Source organism: Maribacter sp. PR1, assembly GCF_028464145.1.
GTDB lineage: Bacteria > Bacteroidota > Bacteroidia > Flavobacteriales > Flavobacteriaceae > Maribacter.
In genome coordinates, this window is record NZ_JAQPCG010000004.1 from 89,904 (window position 1) to 108,738 (window position 18,835).

Annotated in this window: 25 protein-coding genes; all 25 read right to left on the reverse strand. The window is 38.4% G+C overall.

From position 1 onward, the window contains the following. Positions 1-17 precede the first annotated feature (17 nt). Positions 18-2,276 carry a heavy metal translocating P-type ATPase gene (locus PP182_RS09300; RefSeq protein WP_272650981.1) on the reverse strand — a complete coding sequence of 753 codons (2,259 nt, stop codon included), beginning with the start codon at positions 2,274-2,276 and terminating at the stop codon, positions 18-20. A gap of 165 nt (positions 2,277-2,441) precedes the next feature. After that, the gene (gene merTP, locus PP182_RS09305) at positions 2,442-3,038 is read right to left on the reverse strand and encodes a mercuric transport protein MerTP (protein WP_272650982.1); all 597 of its coding nucleotides are present in this window, start codon (positions 3,036-3,038) and stop codon (positions 2,442-2,444) included. A 17-nt stretch (positions 3,039-3,055) separates the two neighbouring features. After that, the gene (locus PP182_RS09310) at positions 3,056-3,325 is read right to left on the reverse strand and encodes a thioredoxin family protein (RefSeq protein WP_272650983.1); all 270 of its coding nucleotides are present in this window, start codon (positions 3,323-3,325) and stop codon (positions 3,056-3,058) included. 69 nt (positions 3,326-3,394) lie between these two features. Then, the gene (locus tag PP182_RS09315) at positions 3,395-3,781 is read right to left on the reverse strand and encodes a metal-sensing transcriptional repressor (RefSeq protein ID WP_272650984.1); all 387 of its coding nucleotides are present in this window, start codon (positions 3,779-3,781) and stop codon (positions 3,395-3,397) included. Positions 3,782-3,799: 18 nt separating this feature from the next. Further along, a complete protein-coding gene (locus tag PP182_RS09320; RefSeq protein WP_272650985.1) occupies positions 3,800-4,021 on the reverse strand; it encodes a GDCCVxC domain-containing (seleno)protein in 222 nt (73 codons plus the stop codon). Further along, on the reverse strand, positions 4,018-4,620 hold the full coding sequence (gene merTP / locus PP182_RS09325) for a mercuric transport protein MerTP (RefSeq protein WP_027066245.1): 603 nt from the start codon (positions 4,618-4,620) through the stop codon (positions 4,018-4,020). Before merTP (PP182_RS09325) ends, PP182_RS09320 begins: the two co-directional genes overlap by 4 nt. Next, entirely contained in the window at positions 4,617-4,991 is a 375-nt protein-coding gene (locus PP182_RS09330) for an ArsR/SmtB family transcription factor (RefSeq protein WP_027066244.1), read from the reverse strand. Before PP182_RS09330 ends, merTP (PP182_RS09325) begins: the two co-directional genes overlap by 4 nt. Positions 4,992-5,135: 144 nt before the next feature. Beyond that, the gene (locus PP182_RS09335; RefSeq protein WP_272650986.1) at positions 5,136-5,783 is read right to left on the reverse strand and encodes a class I SAM-dependent methyltransferase; all 648 of its coding nucleotides are present in this window, start codon (positions 5,781-5,783) and stop codon (positions 5,136-5,138) included. An 82-nt stretch (positions 5,784-5,865) separates the two neighbouring features. Beyond that, a complete protein-coding gene (locus tag PP182_RS09340) occupies positions 5,866-6,432 on the reverse strand; it encodes a helix-turn-helix domain-containing protein (protein ID WP_272650987.1) in 567 nt (188 codons plus the stop codon). 245 nt (positions 6,433-6,677) lie between these two features. Continuing rightward, complete coding sequence (locus PP182_RS09345) at positions 6,678-8,489, reverse strand: efflux RND transporter periplasmic adaptor subunit (protein WP_272650988.1); 1,812 nt, start codon at positions 8,487-8,489, stop codon at positions 6,678-6,680. Between the two features lie 57 nt (positions 8,490-8,546). Continuing rightward, positions 8,547-9,272, reverse strand: a complete 726-nt coding sequence (locus PP182_RS09350; protein WP_272650989.1) for a PepSY domain-containing protein — start codon at positions 9,270-9,272, stop codon at positions 8,547-8,549. A gap of 1 nt (position 9,273) precedes the next feature. Beyond that, on the reverse strand, positions 9,274-9,858 hold the full coding sequence (locus PP182_RS09355; RefSeq protein WP_272650990.1) for a DUF2911 domain-containing protein: 585 nt from the start codon (positions 9,856-9,858) through the stop codon (positions 9,274-9,276). A gap of 23 nt (positions 9,859-9,881) precedes the next feature. Further along, positions 9,882-10,640: a heavy metal translocating P-type ATPase gene (locus PP182_RS09360; protein WP_027066237.1), complete on the reverse strand. Its 759-nt coding sequence runs from the start codon at positions 10,638-10,640 to the stop codon at positions 9,882-9,884. A gap of 2 nt (positions 10,641-10,642) precedes the next feature. Continuing rightward, positions 10,643-11,869 carry a permease gene (locus tag PP182_RS09365; protein WP_027066236.1) on the reverse strand — a complete coding sequence of 409 codons (1,227 nt, stop codon included), beginning with the start codon at positions 11,867-11,869 and terminating at the stop codon, positions 10,643-10,645. A 10-nt stretch (positions 11,870-11,879) separates the two neighbouring features. Further along, complete coding sequence (locus tag PP182_RS09370; protein WP_047418847.1) at positions 11,880-12,356, reverse strand: YybH family protein; 477 nt, start codon at positions 12,354-12,356, stop codon at positions 11,880-11,882. An 18-nt stretch (positions 12,357-12,374) separates the two neighbouring features. After that, entirely contained in the window at positions 12,375-12,923 is a 549-nt protein-coding gene (locus PP182_RS09375) for an ion channel (protein WP_272650991.1), read from the reverse strand. Further along, entirely contained in the window at positions 12,920-14,425 is a 1,506-nt protein-coding gene (locus tag PP182_RS09380; RefSeq protein ID WP_272650992.1) for an FMN-binding glutamate synthase family protein, read from the reverse strand. Before PP182_RS09380 ends, PP182_RS09375 begins: the two co-directional genes overlap by 4 nt. Before the next feature lie 22 nt (positions 14,426-14,447). Further along, positions 14,448-15,095 (reverse strand): DUF2231 domain-containing protein, encoded by a 648-nt coding sequence (locus PP182_RS09385; protein ID WP_272650993.1) that lies wholly within the window; start codon positions 15,093-15,095, stop codon positions 14,448-14,450. A 311-nt stretch (positions 15,096-15,406) separates the two neighbouring features. Beyond that, positions 15,407-15,946: a hypothetical protein gene (locus PP182_RS09390; protein ID WP_272650994.1), complete on the reverse strand. Its 540-nt coding sequence runs from the start codon at positions 15,944-15,946 to the stop codon at positions 15,407-15,409. Between the two features lie 145 nt (positions 15,947-16,091). Continuing rightward, positions 16,092-16,610 (reverse strand): DUF3347 domain-containing protein, encoded by a 519-nt coding sequence (locus tag PP182_RS09395; protein ID WP_272650995.1) that lies wholly within the window; start codon positions 16,608-16,610, stop codon positions 16,092-16,094. A 22-nt stretch (positions 16,611-16,632) separates the two neighbouring features. Then, positions 16,633-17,085: a heme-binding domain-containing protein gene (locus PP182_RS09400; RefSeq protein WP_272650996.1), complete on the reverse strand. Its 453-nt coding sequence runs from the start codon at positions 17,083-17,085 to the stop codon at positions 16,633-16,635. After that, positions 17,086-17,715 carry a DUF3347 domain-containing protein gene (locus PP182_RS09405; RefSeq protein WP_272650997.1) on the reverse strand — a complete coding sequence of 210 codons (630 nt, stop codon included), beginning with the start codon at positions 17,713-17,715 and terminating at the stop codon, positions 17,086-17,088. 22 nt (positions 17,716-17,737) lie between these two features. Beyond that, a complete protein-coding gene (locus PP182_RS09410; protein WP_192462312.1) occupies positions 17,738-18,208 on the reverse strand; it encodes a DUF302 domain-containing protein in 471 nt (156 codons plus the stop codon). Between the two features lie 10 nt (positions 18,209-18,218). Further along, positions 18,219-18,605 carry a DUF302 domain-containing protein gene (locus PP182_RS09415; RefSeq protein ID WP_192462479.1) on the reverse strand — a complete coding sequence of 129 codons (387 nt, stop codon included), beginning with the start codon at positions 18,603-18,605 and terminating at the stop codon, positions 18,219-18,221. A 4-nt stretch (positions 18,606-18,609) separates the two neighbouring features. Next, positions 18,610-18,801 (reverse strand): SHOCT domain-containing protein, encoded by a 192-nt coding sequence (locus tag PP182_RS09420; protein ID WP_192462313.1) that lies wholly within the window; start codon positions 18,799-18,801, stop codon positions 18,610-18,612. Positions 18,802-18,835 lie beyond the last annotated feature (34 nt).

An 18,835-nucleotide genomic window follows, 5' to 3' on the forward strand; every position in this document is an offset into this window, starting at 1 on the left:
ATTGAATTTATTTATTATTAAAGTTTTACTCGTTTAAGTCTTAAGCTATTTGCAACAACGGATACACTACTGAATGCCATTGCTGCACCTGCAATCATCGGGTCTAATAAAAATCCATTTACGGGATAAAGAACCCCTGCTGCGATTGGAATACCAATGATGTTGTAAATGAATGCCCAAAATAAGTTCTGACGTATGCCCAAAACAGTTCTTTTTGATAGCTCCAATGCTTTTGGGATGGATTGTAAATCTGACGTTATCAAGGTCATTTTCGCTACATCCATTGCTATATCCGAACCTTTACCCATTGCAATACTCACATTGGCTTGCGCCAAAGCGTGCGAATCGTTGATACCATCGCCTACCATTGCGACTATCTTTCCATCTGCCTGTAATTTTTCAACAAAAGCTGCTTTGTCCGAAGGCATTACTTCGCCCTGGTAATTTGAAATCCCCACCTGATTTGCCACGGCGGAAGCCGTTTTATTGTTATCTCCCGTGAGCATATACACCTCGATGTCTCTTTCTTGAAGCGTAACTATGGCTTTTTTTGAAGTTTCTTTAATCTTGTCCGCTATGGCGAGTATCGCGAGCACTTGATTTTCGCCACCAAAGAATATGACCGTTTTTGCCTTCTCTTCGAGACTTTCTGCCGTTTGCATTAAAGTAGCGTCAATTTGAATATTCTTTTCGACCATTAGTTTATGGTTGCCCACATAATATTTTGAACCATTCTCTGATTGCGCCTTTACTCCTTTTCCTGTAATGCTTTCGAAGGAAGTAATTTCTGCTTGTTCAATGTTTTCCCCTTTCAGATGATTGACTACCGCTTCTGCCAAAGGATGTTCTGATTGTGCTTCGATAGCCAAGAGAATTTCCTTGTATTGCTTTTGATTTTTAAGCTTATCCTTCCAAAGTATGTCGGTGACCAATGGTTTTCCTTCTGTAATCGTACCCGTTTTATCAAGGATTACTGCATTCACTTTATGGCCGAGCTCTAAACTTTCGGCATCCTTTATCAAAATATTATTTTCAGCTCCCTTGCCGATACCCACCATTATGGCGGTAGGCGTTGCCAAGCCCAAGGCACAGGGACAAGCGATAACCAATACGGCTACCGAGGTCAATAAGGCTTGTGAAAAGGCATTATCGCCCCCCACTGACATCCAGACTATGAAAGTTACAATGGAAATACCCAATACCACAGGAACAAAAATACCGGCAATCTTATCGACCAGTTTTTGAACGGGTGCCTTACTCCCTTGCGCTTGCCGAACCATTTTAATGATTTGGGAAAGCAGGGTTTCTCCACCTACTTTTTCAGCGGTAAATTGAAAGCTTCCTTTTTGATTAACGGTACCGGCAAAGACCTTTTCCCCTTGGGATTTCTGAACTGGAACAGGTTCTCCCGTAATCATACTTTCATCAACATACGAGCTTCCCTTGGAAACTTCGCCATCCACAGGAATCTTTTCTCCGGGACGTACCAAAATGGTCTGACCAACCTGTACGGATGCAATAGGGATTTCCTTCTCTTCCCCATTCTCAATAATTTTAAGGGTTTTTGGCTGAAGCCCCATCAGCTTTTTAATGGCCGAAGACGTATTTGATTTTGCTTTTTCTTCCAATAGTTTCCCCAAGGAAATAAAAGTGATAATCACGGTAGCCGCTTCGTAATACACGTGAGGTTCGATACCACGACTCAACCAAAATTCAGGAATAAAAGTATTGAACACACTAAACAGAAAAGCGATTCCGGTGCTTAAAGCTACCAATGTATCCATATTTGCTTTTCCGTGTTTGGCCTGTTTGAAGGCATTGATGAAAAAGCTACGCCCGAACCAAAAAAGAATGGGAAAGGCCAATACCAAAGAAATCCATTTGCCAGGTTCCCATTGCATATAGAACATTCCCAGCACAAAAATGGGTAGCGTAAGGATAGCTGACCAGATAGTACGGCTTTTTATGTCCTGATAGTGCTTTTGCTGAAGTTCTTGCTGTACTTCCGAAGGGTCTTCGGCATCTATTATAATATCATAACCGACCTCACGAAGCGCGTTTTGAAGTTGATTTGGACTCAACTCCTTGTCATATTCCACAAGAACGGAACTATTGGCAAAATTAACACTTGCATCAAACACACCTTCTGTGTGTTTTAATACAGATTCAACACTCGCTGCACAAGAGGCACAGGTCATTCCCGTAACAGGAAATGATTCCTTTACTCCTTTTTTAGTATTCTTTTCTTTGGTTTCAAATATGTTGATTGTCTCCATAAACCCATTCTTATTTGTATGTTACAAATTTCAGGATTAAAAGACTTTAATGTGTTACGTAATATGCTGAATGATTTGTAGAATTTGCTCTTCACAAATTATTACTAACCTATTGGATAAGTCGTTTTCAATTTATCTTTTATCACCGCAATGGATACGTGTCTATCAATCTCTACTATTTGTAATCAAATACCCTTTTGATTGAATGACCTTTTTTATCTCATCGACATTCGTTTTAGTGGTATCAAATTCTATAATTGAAGTTCCTCTTTCGAAAGACGTAGTTACATTTGTAACCCCATTAATTTTGTTTACAGAATGATTGATATTTTCTTCACAACCAGAGCATACCATCCCTTCAATATTCAACTTTACAGTTTGAATATGTGTATTGTTTGTTGCAACAATTCCTTTTGTGGCCATTGGGTGAAATATTTGTGGATAATAAGAAACCAATGTCATCACAACAACAAACACAGTAACTAACCACAAATAGAATTTCGACTTAAAAAATGATGGTTTATCAGTTTCACAGTTGTCACAATCGTCCACCTTCTTTTTTTTATAAACCTGATAAAAAGCCAATCCCAATGACAAAAATGCTATGGCCAATAGATAAGGTTTCAATGCAATAAGCCAAGAAAAATAGACAGAACTCCCACTAATACCAACTACACTTGTAAGTAGCAAAGGGCCCCAGCAGCATAGTTTGAGGGAAACTGCTGAAAATACAGCAGTCCCCATAGATGCTTTTTTGTTCAATTTAGTAATTGCCATACCTAACAGCTTCCTATGCCTGCATTTACCAAATCATCTCTTGTGATTTTGATGTTGGTGCAGCAATTCAATAGTTTTCCGTTAACAGCAATGGCAGGAACTCTTGTAACCCCATATTTCTTCATTTTTGAAACACAGATTTTACTTTCGCATTGCTCAGACAGATTATGAAGTGTGATTTCGCAGTCCTTTCCTGCTGTTTCTTTTACTAATTGCACCACAGGCTCGCATACTGGGCAACCTGCTGTAAAAATCTCGATTTGTCGTTTCATCTTATTTTAAGTTTAAATTAATAATGGAACAAAGATGAGAACGTGAGGTAGGGGGTCACCAAACTTTTTTTAGTCTTTTTTTTCGTTGTAGTTTTTTAATCTGGTTTCAATGGTTTGGATTTCTTTTAAGTGATTGGTCAAATCGGATAATTCCAAGTTAGGGAATTCACTTTTTAAATATTCAATTTTATCTTCGTTGCCACAATTTCCTGGGCAAGAGTCCACGGCCTTTACTATTCCAATAGCAAGTGCTTTTCTGTAAACCTCATCCAACAGTAAGTAATGTGCTTTTTGAATGCCTTTATCAATAGATTTGAACTGTATGTTTATTTGTTCGGGGTCTTTTCCCGCATCAAGCATTTTAACAATGCCGTTTAATTGACCGCTCAAAGTTTTTAATCTGGATTTAATATCCAAGATTAAATCAGTAGGTAATTTGTGTTGTTCCGTTTTCATAATTTGAATATTATATTGTTAACAACAACTTGCATCATTACAACTTTTATTTTCTTGAATTGGCGGGCAGGCCACAGTACCGTAAGAACAGAATACGCAACAATCTCCCTCGTTTGGTCTTAATACTTCTTTACAATTCTCGCACTCGTAAAAGAATTGACAAGCGTTCGTCGGCATTTCTTCTTCTTTTTTGTGTCCACATTTCGGACAAGTAATTTCTGATTTTAATATAGTTTTCATTCTATTTCTTTTTTGCCAGTCACTTTATAACCTGTAGAATTAATTGCCTTTTCAATAGCTACTTTAGAGGTTTTAGACTTATCAAACTCTACGACGGTACTTCCCTTTTCATACGAAGGGGTTACATTTATAATACCGTCCAATTCATTTACAGCGTGTTTTATGCTTTCTTCACAGCCAGAACAAGTCATTCCTTGAACATTAAAGTTTGCGATTTGAATATCTGATTGGTTTACAATGACCACTTCTTTTTTATTATCCGGATAAAAAATGGATGAATAATATGGAAATGCCAGCATTATAATTGCAAATGCTGTTACTATTCCCAAAAAGGTTTTTGACTGTATAAATTTTGGTTTCTCGTCCGTATCGCATTCACAATCGATTTCCTTTTGAGGTTTTAGTTTTTGATACCAAGCAAAGCCGAGCACTAAAATTGTCAACCCGATTAGATAAGGTCTAAAAGGTTCAATCCAAGAAAATGTTGAGGCAATTCCACTTGTTCCGGCGATTAAGGCCAAAACAGGTGTAATACAACATAATGAAGCCGTAATAGCAGCAAGTAAACCTGCACCAATTAATTTGTTCTCACGTTTCATATCGTTTCTAAAACTTTGTTTTTATCAAGTATTTCAAAAAACGGATTTAACAATGTTGAATATTCAGGGGTTAGTGAGTAAAAAATCGTTTGGGCATCTCTTTCGGTTTGCAATAAATTTCTGTCTTTCATTTTTCTCAAATGTTGAGAGATGGCAGAAATGTTCATTCCGAGAATGTCGCTTAAATCACAAACGCAGAGCTTTTTTTCCTCAAAAAGTAAATAGAGAATTTTCAGTCTCACGTTATTTCCAACCAATGAAAGTCCATTTGCTAAGTAATCAAATGTTTCGTTTAATTCTGAAACTGTTTCTTTACAACGGTTTATCTGTTCAATATCCGCCTGTTGTCTTATACAAGAATTATTTTCCATAAAGCAAAGTTACAATTATTTCTTATTTAAGCAAATGCTAAAATATAAATGTGAAATGATAGATAAATTTTAGCCATTATGTTTCTTTTGTTTTGATTTGTGTTTTTGTGAAAACTTAAACTGCTAAAATGTGCATCTGTTCTTTTAGCTTGTGGGTGAAGGTATTGCTGGCTTTACAGTTAATTGTCTTTTAAAACTACAAAACAGAAAATTCTGTATGGTGTTGAATGGTGTTGTGTGGTCCTCTGTTACACAGTGAATTTTGTCAAATCCTTTTTTTAATTCCGATGTTAATTCCTCTTCATTGTATTGTTTTATTTCAAGTCCGCTACATTTTTTTGGTCCATTTTGTGAAAAGGTTCCTATTATTAAATAACCACGTACAAATTTTGACGCTATCTTAATATATTTTTTAATCTGGTCATCCGTTGTAAGAAAATGAAAAGTTGCCCTGTCGTGCCAAACATCGAAAGATGTGTCAGGTTCAAATTCGATAATGTCGCTTACAATCCAATTTACTTTACTCGCCTTTTCTCCCAGTCTTTTTTTAGCTTTCGCAATTGCTTTTTCTGAAATATCAAGTACAGTAATGTTCTTATATTCTTCTTCAAGTAAATAGTCGACCAGTTTACTGTCGCCACCACCAATGTCTATAATTCTTGCATCTTTATTTAGTTTGAACGAACGTATAAACTCCAGTGAAGTTTTTGGTATTTCTTGCGTCCAACTTACCTGGTCTGGATTTTTAGTTTCGTAAACTGTTTCCCAATGTTTCTTTCTGTCAAATTTCATTTTGATATCTTAATTCAGTTTATTGGTAAATCATTATATTATCTATTGATTTAAAATGTCCCATTAAAAGTGGTAAATAACCTTAAATCTCATCCAAAGATTTTCGGTTCTTATTAACAGATTTCTTAAACTGTGTAGGTGTCATTCCGGTTACTTTTTTAAACTGATTGCTTAAGTATGCAACGCTACTATAATGAAGTTTAAAAGCTATCTCACTCAAGGTTAATTCATCGTAAACTATAAGTTCTTTAACACGTTCAATTTTCTGGTTTATGATGTACTGCTCAAACGTAATACTTTCTACCGACGAAAAAAGTGAACTTAAATATTTGTAGTCCAAGTTAAGTTCGCCTGTAACAATATCTGCCCATTTGAAATCGGTCTCTTGATTGGAATGATGGATTTTATCTACAACCAATGTTTTCATTTGTTCAATAAATTGACTTTTACGGTCGTCAATCAAACTAAAACCTGCATTTTGTAGCTTTTTTTGCAAAGATTTTTTTTCGAATTTGTTGAGCATCGAAACCAATTCTACTTCTCCTAACTTGACAGCTTTGTAATCAATGTTCAACCCTACCAAAATTTGGGAAACTGCCGATATACATCTCGGACAGACCATATTTTTTATGTGGATGGTATTATTCATAGGTTGAACAAATGCCTAATAAAATCTAAATTTAGATATATGATTAGTATTACAACAGCAATAAATAATCCTATCATCGCTGAAATTCCGATTACCTTATCTTTTTTTGTAATCGGATTTTTCTGCTTATATGTATTTTTCTTGTTTTTTCTTCTATTTCTTCTACTTTCACTCATCATCTTTCTTCTCTTTAAAAATATCAATGTCTGAAGAATCCTCTTTTTACCAATTAACTCTAAACCTGATTATTTTAATGTATCCCTAACCTCGCCGCAGGTTAACATTGCTTCACCATAATATGGGTTTCGGACTTCTTCCTCTAAACTTATCCAGTACGCTCCCTTGTTGTTGTCTGCCATTGGACAAAACTGGATATATACATCTTTATTGACCCCAAAGAGCTGTACACTACTAATCATATGTGCAGACAAATGCTTAAAATGCCCTCTTTGTTTTGAAATATCCGTATTACTTGAAATAGCGTTTGCCGAAGTATTTAATTCCTTCTGAATAGTCATCCAATGGTTATGTGCTTTTTCATCAGATAATAATTTCATATCCACTTTTTTCAAGGATTGGTTTATTTGTTTTCCTGCCTGTTGAGCGCCCTTGGCATCATCATTTACCAAAGCATCTTTTAAAAGGATATAATCATCAAAAACCTGTTTTAACTGATTCTGAAATTTGTTTGAAACTTCAATCCTTTCTTTCATTTGAGAATGGTTGGCTTCATTTGTATTTTCTACAGAATTATCTTCTTGCATTCCCAAATGCCCTTCGTGACCCGTCATTGTCTTGCCACCTTCTGCGTTCATCATCGATTTTTTTCCTTGCAATTGGGCTGCAGCATCCACTGTAAATGTCCCATTGGTCACTATTTCGTCGCCGCTTTCCAATCCGCTCAAAATGGTAAAGCTTTCTCCGTTGGTATTTCCCAGAGTGACCTCCCTCATTTCAAAAATCGGTTCGTTGGGGTTGGTCTTTACATAGACCACGGAACGTTCGCCCGTCCACATGACGGCAGTTGAAGGAACATTAATCACTTCATCGGATCTTTCGCTGGACATATCTATTCTGCCCTCAACGAACATACCAGGTTTTAATAGGTCTTCCGAATTGTTAAGCACTGCACGGACCATTACCGTTCTTGTAGCGGAGTTCAACAGTGGATCCACAAACGATACCTTCGCCGTAAATTCTTTATTCGGATATGCATTGGTGGTAAGCTTTATCTCTTGACCCGTCTTCAGGGATGCTATCTGGTTTTCGTAGGCATCGAATACTGCCCAGACGGAATTCAGGTTTGCTATTTTATAAAGGGGTTGGCCCTGCTTGACATAATCCCCTTCTTCTACCATTTTTTCGGTTACCGTTCCGGACACTGTGGCGTACACCGGAAAGTTTTCCTGAACCTGCCCCGACTCTTCAATGCTATTGATTTGTTTGTCAGAAAGCTTCCATAATTTTAGCTTGTTACGGACGGCCTTGTATAAGGCGGGCTGGGATTCTTTCATGGATGCCGCCGTAAGCAATTCTTGCTGTGCCGAAACAAGTTCGGGGGAATAGATTGTGGCAAGTAGCTTTCCTTTCCCTACGCTTTCCCCTGTATAGTTTACATACAGTTTTTCAATCCTGCCTGCAAAATAAGTAACCTGTACGGCGTTGGCCTCTTCGTTTTCCCTAATCTTCCCTGATAGTTTCAAGGAATTTCCATCCATACTGCCCTTACCGACCACAGAAGTACGTATGTTGGCTAAGGCCATGGCATTGTCGGTCATCTTGATTTCATTGGCACTAAGGCCTTCGGCCCCGGTCTCCGCAGGAATCAAATCCATTCCACAAATAGGGCAATCGCCAGGTTCGGGCTGCATAATCTGTGGGTGCATGGAGCAGGTCCACATTTGTTCGGCCGTTTCGCCAGAGTGGTCGTGCGTATCCGACATATCTGACAAGTCCTTTACCGCCATCTCATCCTCAGACGAACTGCTGAAAATAAGATATCCTGCTAACAGGCCAACAATAAGGGCCGTTCCAATATAAATGATGTTTTTGTTCATGATTTTAAGTATTAATGCTGTTTTATTGCTGTAGAATATTCAGTACAAATTGCTTGACTAATTTTTGTTTTCCTTTTTAGTATTACTTCGTCTTTTGATTTTTATGACCGAAGGCGATGATATATACCATAATAAAAACCCGCTTAAAACGGTTATTAGGCCTAAAAGCGAAAAGGCTCGGAGGACTATGGTATTAAAATCGTCCCTTCCTTGGTAATCCATGGTATGGGTCATCCATAGAAAGTCGAACCAACGCCAATCGCGATGGCGCAATGTTTGGAACGTACCGTCTTTGACAGACACATAGGCTTTTATATTTTCGGGTGTTTCATATGATATAGCATAGGCTGGAAGGGGTCTGTCTCGATATTCGCTATGGCTCCCCACTTCCTCGATTCGTTCTATGCTTTTGACTTTTAATTCAGGCAGCATATTTCTCCTCGCTACCTGAAGGGCATCCTGTTCCGATATTTCAGCTTTTAATGCACCTGTTTTTGCATTGACCAATTGACTGTGATTAACCCAATAATAAGGCTCTCCTGATATTTCTCTTAGTTCCAAAGAGGATATGGCTTTGGCTTTAATTTTTGTTGGACTGATCAAATCCGTATACGAAATTTTATCGACAGGATCCCGTCGAAATTGGTCGCCGTGTATCTCATCGATATCCGTCCAACTGAAATACATGCCGCTGATGGTCCACATTAAGAACTGAATTCCTAAAAAGAGACCTAGATAGCGATGTACCTTTCTTATCTTTAAAGCTGTTTGTCTTTTTACCATCTTATTTTACTTCAAAAGGAAATTCAATAGTGACTTTCTCCCAACTCATTTTAATAGTTCCTGATGTCTCGCTTGTTTTGTTGACTGTATATTCCAGATGTTCCTGAATATTTTCTGAAATCCTAGGAGTTGTCGAAAAGCGCAAAACATCATCCTTCTCATCATATTCATCCTTACCATGTTGGTCCCAGTTGCTATTAAAAATTACTGTCCATTCTTCTTGATTGGGAATTACAAAAAACCCATATTTTCCAGCTTTCAACATTTTTCCATCAATGGTTAAATCTTTGTTCATTTCTATCCAGGTCGCCATATGAGCTCCTGCCTGCCAGATAGCATCATAAGGAAGTAAACCACCAAAAACAATACGGTTCCGAACTCCTGGCGACGTATAATCAATATGAATGTGCGCATCGCCTACCATTGCCATTGTCTCGGTATGTGGACTTAATGACTTTTTCTTATCAGGTTCAGCAGTTTGAGAAATTGTTTCTACCTCTTTCGCCTCAAATTCTTTGGTCTCTTTAACTTCTTGCTTACAGGAAGCAACAAGGATAATACCGAGTACTACTATGATTTTTTTCATTTGTGATAGTTTTATTTTGTGTATTAAAGTATTCTTGTTAACATAACGACTGCCATCACAATCATAATGGTGTTTTCTATAAAGGTAGCTTCGGTCATAGGTAGTTTGAGTGCTGTACCCAGACAAGCGCATTGTATCGATTTTTTGTCCAGCAATATTTTGGTTACGCCCACGGTTGTAATCCCCAAAATGATTAGGGTTGCGATTAATGCGATGGGTATTTCAAAACGCATCAAGAACATCAATCCAAGAGCTGTTTCTATAAATGGATATACCCAAGCATAGGCTGGTACTATTTTGGCAAGTGGGTCATACATTCTAAAACTATCTGGAAAGCCTTTCAAGTCTAAAATTTTAAAGAAGCTAAAAACAATAAAGAACAACCCCATAAAGTCGAGCATCGCACTATTCCAATTTTCCCGTTGATAATTGAGTAACACCGTTGCGATAGCGATATAACCCAAAATAATGAGCAAAGGCTTCAACTGTTGTAGTTTTGATTTTTCAGTTTCCGCTTTCGAGAAAATGTTATCTTCATCGTTACCATTGCCAGTACTCGCAAAAACATTTTTCTCTGTTTTCTTTTCTGAAATGGTGTATTTTTCTGGAAGTGCTTTTTGAAATGTTGCGGTATCTATATGACCTTGCATTTGTATGATGGCTTCTTCCTTTTCAAGATTTACAGATACATTTGTGACACCGCTTACTTCCGAAAGCTTCTGCTCGACGCTGGTACGACAACCATTGCAGGTCATCCCTTGTATGTGGTAAGTGTGTTTCATAATTATGGTATAAAGAATTTTACAATCAGTCCACCTGCCAACCATATATAACAGATATAGGCTGCATATTTTAAAACACTCTCAAGCAATGGACTTTTCGGTGCCATTTCGCTCATTGAGTGCTCTACATCCTTTCTCTTGAAAAACCCTAAGTATATGAGATATCCTGAAATTGCGAGAAAAGCCATATTCAAATAGAAGGTATAGTCAATTTTGAAATGCTCTTTGTCCTGTATTTTAACTTGTGATGTGTCAGGCAACATACCCAACAAATCGAAAGAGTAATGCAGAGCCAAAGCTGTTCCTATTAATGCCGTAAACAGTAAGAATAAAATGAACAGCGACATTTTCCACCCATAATACTTGGCGTTAATACGAAGTACAGGAAAGACTACCAAATCACTAAAAATAAAAGCCATAACCCCTGCAAAACTCACGCCCTTTCCAAAAAGCAATGCCGCCAACGGAATATTACCCATTGAGCCAATAAAAGTCAAAAATGCGGCAATAGGTCCTACAACGATATGTTCCAATATTTCAAGAAAGGTAAAGTCTGTATTGCCCTGACCACTATTGATAAATAGTGTCTGGAAGAAAGAATCGGGAACGAAGGCTGCAACGATACCTGCAATGGTAAAGCCAACGGTAACGTCCTTCCATACCATCTGCCATTCCATCTTATATTTTTTGGCAACCCTTGCCCAACTATCTTCTTTCTTGATTTGTTTTTTCCAGTCTTTGGAATCATCCATTGAATCGTCATCTTCGTTCTCTAAATTCTTGCGCGCTTTTTCTATGAGCTTTTTAGGATTGATTATTCGTATCAAAATCCACGAAATAAGAATTAAAAGGATTCCACCTACATATTCGCCTACTACAAACTGCCATCCCAAAAATATGGAAATGATGATTCCAAGCTCAATTACCAGATTGGTCGATGCAAGAAGAAAGGCAATGGAAGACACAAAGCTTGCACCTTTTTTAAAGATAGATTTTGTGCCCGCTAAAGCCGAAAAACTACACGAGCTGCTTATAAAGCCGAAAAACGTGCCTAAGAGTACACTTTTACCTTCACTCTCGTTCATTGTTTTTTGCATCCTTTTTTCAGTCACAAAAATCTGTATCATACTACTGATGATATAGCCCAAAATGAAAGCCCAAAGTGCCATCCAGAAAAATCCAGTGGTCGTATAGGCTGCTTCGCCCCATTGTTTTAAGAATTCGCTCACAGTTTAAATTTTATTTTACATTTCTTGACGAAGAATGTGTTTTAATAATCTTCCATTTACCATCCATCTTTTTTAAGATTGACGTCGCTACTCCTTTTTTCTTTATTGTTCTACTTTCGCCTTTTTCATCTGGGTTGAGCACGATAGTGTAGATGTAGGTTTCGGTTGTAAATGCATAGGGCAAATCTACTTCCGCATCAATTTCATAATCTGAAAATTCAAATTTTTTGAAATGCCCCAACTCAGGTCCCAAATGGTGTTCTATATAGTGCGCATACGAGCCTTCTACACCACCAGATTCAAATACTTTGGAATCTTCGGTAAATAATTCAAAAGTACCTTCTGTCGTTAGGTTTTGAAGTGCATCCTTATATGTTTTCATTACTGTAAGCACAGCTTCTTTATCCGTATCTGCATCTTGACTGTACACTTGGCCTGTAGCCATTACAAGCAACATTAAGAGTGTTGTTAATTTTAGTTTTTTCATAATTTTTAGTTTTAAAGGTTATTTATTTACTCGGATTCTATTCACATTTGCAATACCAAAAACGAGTACAAAAAATCTAAGTGCCACCTCAAGTGCCACCAATGTCTTAGCTGTAACCGTTATTGGAACTATATCGCCGTAGCCCACAGATGAGAATGTAATTAGACTAAAATAGGACATATCGAAAAATGCCAACAGCCCATTACTTCCCGAACTATTATTTATCTTAAAATGAGCAGAATCAATAAAGTGTAATGCTGTATAATCTATGGCAAATGAAAGTACAATCAGAACAATTAAAAATCCGAATAACACTAAAACGTGGCTCAGCAAATGGCTCTGTCCGATAATTTTCATTAATTGATTAAAGGATAAGGCTATGATAAATCCTATCTTTAATAGCGTAAGGGCCAATAGTATAATCACAGCATAGATAGCATTAATATTAGGCAAGACATACAGCCCGATAGCTGTAGCAATAAGTACTACTAATAGTACGTACTTTGAACTATTGAAAAGTTGCCCATAAAAGGCAGCCGTAGTTTCTATGTCTTTTTCTTCGCTCATTCGGTTGAGGGTTTTATAAAAATTTCGTCATATGTCTTTTTCTCGGTTTCGTTTATTCGTCTAACAATGAACTTTCTAAGTATGCCCTTTCTATTTTCAATACCCATTGAACCTAATAATTCTTTAAGGGCTTTCATTGTGTTTTTATGGTAATTCGCCACTTTGGTTTTCTTGTCCTCTACAACGATGGAAGCAACCCGGGAAGGCACCATTGTGGTGATCCCCGTGGGGCAGGTGTCGAGGTTGCATTTTAAGGATTGTACACAGCCCAGGGCAAACATCATTCCTCTGGCACTATAACAGGTATCTGCGCCGAGTGCCAACATTCTGTAGATATCAAAAGCCGAAATGATTTTACCAGCTGCCATTACTTTTATCTCATCTCGCAACCCATACTTTTTAAGAATGCCGTTTGCGAAATGGACGGCTTCAATTATTGGCATACCTGCCCAATGTAGGGATTCCATATGGGCAGCACCAGAGCCACCTTCGGCACCGTCAATGGCAATGAAATCAGGATAGTTTTTCTTTTCAGCAAAAGCACGAACCATTCTTTCAAATTCATCTTTCTGTCCGATACAAAGCTTTATTCCTATGGGTTTTCCACTGGAAAGTTTTCTCAATTTTTCAATGAACAAAATCATTTCCTTGTCGTTTCCAAAGGCAGAATGGTGTGGTGGCGATAAAATTTCCGTTCCCTGCTCCACATCCCTGAATTCGGATATTTCCTTTGTGTTCTTCTTTGCCGGCAAAATTGCTCCAAAGCCAGGTTTGGCACCTTGCGATATTTTTATTTCAATCATTTTCACTACATCGTTGGTTGCGATGTCGGCGAATTTTTTGGCGTCAAAATTTCCTTCTGCATCACGACATCCAAAGTATCCCGTTCCAAACTGGTAGATAATATCTGCACCGTATTCTAGATGGTAAGGCGTAAAGCCACCTTCGCCGGTGTTTTGAGCAAAACCTGCTATTTTTGCACCACCGTTAAAAGCAAGGGTGGCATTTTTGCTTATGGAACCAAAACTCATTCCCGCAAGGTTGAGAATGCTAGCAGAGTAAGGTGTTGAGCAGTGGGAACTTCCTATAAGAACCCTGAAATCATCATTAACTTCTTTTGCAGGATAGGTGGAATGGGTAAACCATTCACGACCTACTTTATCATACGGAATTTGTGTTCCAAAAGGCTGACTTTTATTGGCGTCTGCGGCACGCTTATAGACGATTTCCTTTTGTATCCAAGTAAAGGGTTGTCCTTCCGTACGGTTGAGCAATAATGTTTCTTGGATAACGTGGCGCTGCTCCTCAAGAAAATTTGTGATTCTACCAAGCAAGGGATAGGTTCGCCTAATATTATTGGATTTTTGACAATAATCCAAAAGTCCTAAAATTAGGAAAGGAAGTATTACCAAGGCGAGCCACCATAGCAATGGATACAAGACGATTATGGCAACTAATGCCACAACCAAGATGATGCTCGTTATGATAAATCCTTTTCTCATTGCTCTTGTTTATAGTTCTTGTTTAATGTGAATGACCACCATTTTCCTCGTGACCTTCTTCGCTTTCGGTTCCGATATAATTTCCTTGTGGGCCAACTCCCTCTATATATACCAGCTGCGAACCAAAATGTCCTGCTTCGGAAACGGAATAGGCCGAAAAAGCCATTACTACAAAAACAGCTATTTCAAAACCACGCTTTAGTTTGACCCAAAACAGACTTACTATTTTCAAAATAGCTGCAAGGGCACTCGACCATAGTGTCCAATTGGCATATTTGTCGTGTTGTTCCAGTACACTTTTTGCCATTTCGGTAAGACCTTCTGTGTGCGGGTGCACAAATGTTCCAGCGACATACGCCCCAATAAACCCAGACCCTACCATTAATAGAATGACCCAATCCATTGTCCGGTTCAAGGTAAACAACTGTATCAATTGTAAAACCACCGCTAACAGCAATAGTACAATGGGAAAATGTACGACCATAGGGTGTAGGTTGGGAAACGCATCAAAATCTGCTTTTACGGAATCTGACTGGGCGACCGATGTTATGCCAACCGCTAATTCAGTTGCATAAAGGCTATTTCGTTCTTCATTTAAGGCAAGGGCTTTTGTCAAACTGCCCAAAAAGGCAAGGATCAAAATGATTGAAAAAAAATGTTTTGTTTTCATCTCTTACGGTTTTTAATTAATCCCCAATTAGTTGTAATGCTAAAGCCCAAAAAACTATGACGGCTATAATAGCATACATTATATAATTGAACCACTTATTTAATGGGTTCTTATTCGGCGCTTTCCGATTACCTGTATTACAACAATCTTTCATTTATTCATTCTTTGTGCCTGTCGAGGGAGGGGCAGTAAACACCAACCATTAACTAACTATTCCCTCCCTAACAGGACTTTTCCATATTGATAATCTGGGCGGACACAAAATTTGTTTCACAAACAATCTAAAAACACATTCCTGTCCAACCCAGATTTTACATTTCTAGATTTTTATCAGGCATAAACCGATTAATTCCCGAGAAAATTATGTAAGGCAACAATGCGAATTGTAGTAGCGGAGAAAGTCCAATTTCCACTAATGGCACCAAGGGCATTGCTTCTGCATAGCTCCAATCCCCATGCGCAATATGCCAAATTTCCCCAATAATTGCGCCAACACTTCCAATTAAAATCAAGGGTACTATTTTTTCATTATCTAAATCCATTATCCAATATATATTTCTATAGACCAGAGCAAACCCGAAAAAGAGTATAAGGACCATCAACATGTCGGCGACAGATGCCAAGGCGCAAAAGGAGATATGTTTCAAATCATACTTGAATCCTTCGTATAGTGGGCCTTGCGCCAGCTCCCATACAAAATTCAATGCAAAAGACGTTACTGCCACTGCAAACACAAACCTCCTATATTCCCCTCTGTCTTTTACCTGTTTCGCAAAATACAAATAGCCCAAAATGACCAAAGTCAACGCTATGGTGGGTACAACGAAAATGCCAAGGCTTAATTCTTCCATTTGTTTTCTACTTAGACTTCTTTTTTTTTAAGGCCATAAAGATTGGCGTTCAATTCTTTGGTCAACACCAATTGCATATTACCTGAAAGGGAAGGGGTTAACCAACTAACCAAACTAAATCGCCCCTTCCCATAACAGGCTTTTATTATTCGATTACCTCCGTCACTTTTCCGCAACTGAGCATTTGGGCGCCGTAATAAGGATTACGGATATCCTCAATTGACGATAACCAATAGGCGCCCCCGTTCAAGGCCATGGGACAAAAATCCTTATACAGTTTACCCGACGTTATTTTTCCTCTTAAAAGAGCTTCCATTTCAGTGCTCAGTTCTGAAAATGCTTTTCGCTGTACCTTTAAATTATCCGTAGCGGCTATCTTTTGTGATGCCGATAAAGCGGCATCGGCACCTTCAACTTTACCAAGTGCTTCGTTCAACATCTCCGCTCCCTTTTGGGCATCTCCCGGATTTGAACCGACCAGATCATTTTTTACATGCTCATAATGTTCGTAGGCATTGGCCACATTTTCATTGCTGAACTCAAGTGGGGTTTGCTTCATTTCCATTTTGCTATGGTCATGGTTCAACTTTATCTTTTCCTGTGCGTAAGAAAAAGTAAGGGTCAGTAACAGTAGGGCTGTAACCCCGTTTTTCAAATTCCTCATTGTTATCCTTTTTAAAATATTTTTATAGACTGTCCTTTAATTTTGATACCCAATCCAAAACGATTTTCTTTTCGTTGTCCGAAAGTCTTGCATCCCTATGGATGAGGGTGTATGATGTAAGGGGCATTTCATCATCCTCGATTTGACTTATAATGGATTTTAACTTGCTATTCTTTCTTCGTGATGAATAGGAATCCCATTCATTAAAATTCAATTCTTCCTTGCCATGCTCCACATGGTCTTCCAAGTACCACGCAACCGGTTGTACCTTGTTGTACCAAGGATAGTCGGTATTGTTGCTATGGCAGTCATAACAGGAGGTTTTGATGACGCTCTCGATATTTTTTGGCACCTCGTTAACGACCATAAAATCCGTTTTGGGTATCAAATCGCTTTGATTGCGTTCGGTGGGCATAAACTGGATGCCCACCAACGCAACCAGCAAAATCCATCCTGTGACCTTTACCGCCTTCACTTAATTGATCTGCTTTTGTACACTACCGCAGGTCATCATTTTACTGCCGTAATAAGGATTCTTAATTTCTTCAGTGGCACTTAACCATTGTGCTCCCTTATTATCGTTGTACATAGGACAATAGGCTTGGTAAAGTGTTCTTTCCGAACCTGCTATGGCCAAAAGGTCAATGACATCTTTGCTCAATATATCAAAGTGCTCACGTTGATGCCCGATGTCGCTTTTGGCGATATGTTCCGCATGTTCTGTGGCATCTTCAATAATGTCTGTTAACTCGGCCTGTTGTTCGTCTGAAAATTTGCTCGTGTCAAAATCCTTAAGACTACTTTCCAGCTTTTCCCCTGCCGTTGCTGCACCATCTTTATCATCTGATACAAGGGCGTTTTTGAGCGTAAGATAATCCGCGACGACTTCTGATGACATCATGGCCATTCCGCCCTGGTTCATATTATCTTGCTCCATTTGCGAATGGTCTTCCATGGTACCGTCCATGTGGCCGCTGTCATCCATTTGTTCGGTATTGTGGCCTTCTTGGTTTTCTTGCTCCTTATTCTTGTCTTTACAAGATGTGGCCATTAGGGCTATGATTGCCATGGCCAAAATTCCAGTTGCTAAATTTGTTCTTTTCATTTGTGATTTGATTTAAGATTTATTACAGTTTAAAATTTGTTCGTCCAATATTGTCAAGGACCTTCTTTAGATTTCCCTTCGTTTTTTTTGCTATTTCTTCGACATCCTTTTTAAGGGAAGAAGACCAGGTAACCGAAGTATCCTCCATTGAAACCTCTACCACCGATTCATCCTCTAACTCTTTAATGGTCACATTACAGGGAAACAAGATGCCCATTTGAATATCGTTGGCAATCAGGTCAGCGGCGGTATCTTGGTCACAGACCAAGAGAATAAGATGCTTGGGCATATCTTTCATTTTTGCGCCCAAATATTCCTTGACATCGAACTCGGACACGATATCAAGGCCCAACCTATCAAGTTGATTCTTCACATTTTTGACCGCTTCCCCAAAAGTGAGGTTATATCTTTCTGTGACACAATAGCGGGTATTCATGCTCTCGCTATAATCTTGAGTGGGAATTTCCTTTGTTTTGTCTTTGCCATTTTCCATCCTCTCGTTTTTAAAGTTTTTCGATCACATGCTCAAGCTTGGAAGTTATCTCATCGGCAACCTCGTTCAATTTTTCGTTTTCTACCGCTTGCATCGAGGCCATCGGGTTTACTGCGGCAACTTCTACCGTACCTTCCTCGATTTCCTGCACGATTACGTTACATGGCAGCATAGTGCCTATCTTATCTTCGGCTTCCAATGCCTTATGTGCATAAGGAGGGTTACAGGCACCCAGAATTTTATATTTTTTGAAATCGACGTCCAATTTCTTTTTCAAGGTCTCCTTCACATCGATTTCGGTCAGAATACCAAAACCTTCGTTTTTTAGTTCCTCGGTAACCTTTTCGATTACTTTGTCAAAGTCTTCGTTCAGCGTTTTATTGAAATAATACTTCATCATTTTAGTTTTTAGAGTTAATCGTTCGTTTTTGTTCTTCGTATTCATCTTTTGATATTTCGCCCTTTGCGAAACGGTTGTCTAGGATATCCATAGGATTTTCCTTGTTTTTAGAGCTTCGCGGACTTCCTCCTCTGAAAAGGAATATGGCCAATATCAAAATAATCGGTATCAGTATCCACCACCACATCATCATAACTATATCTTTTTAATTGTTAAATAAATTATTC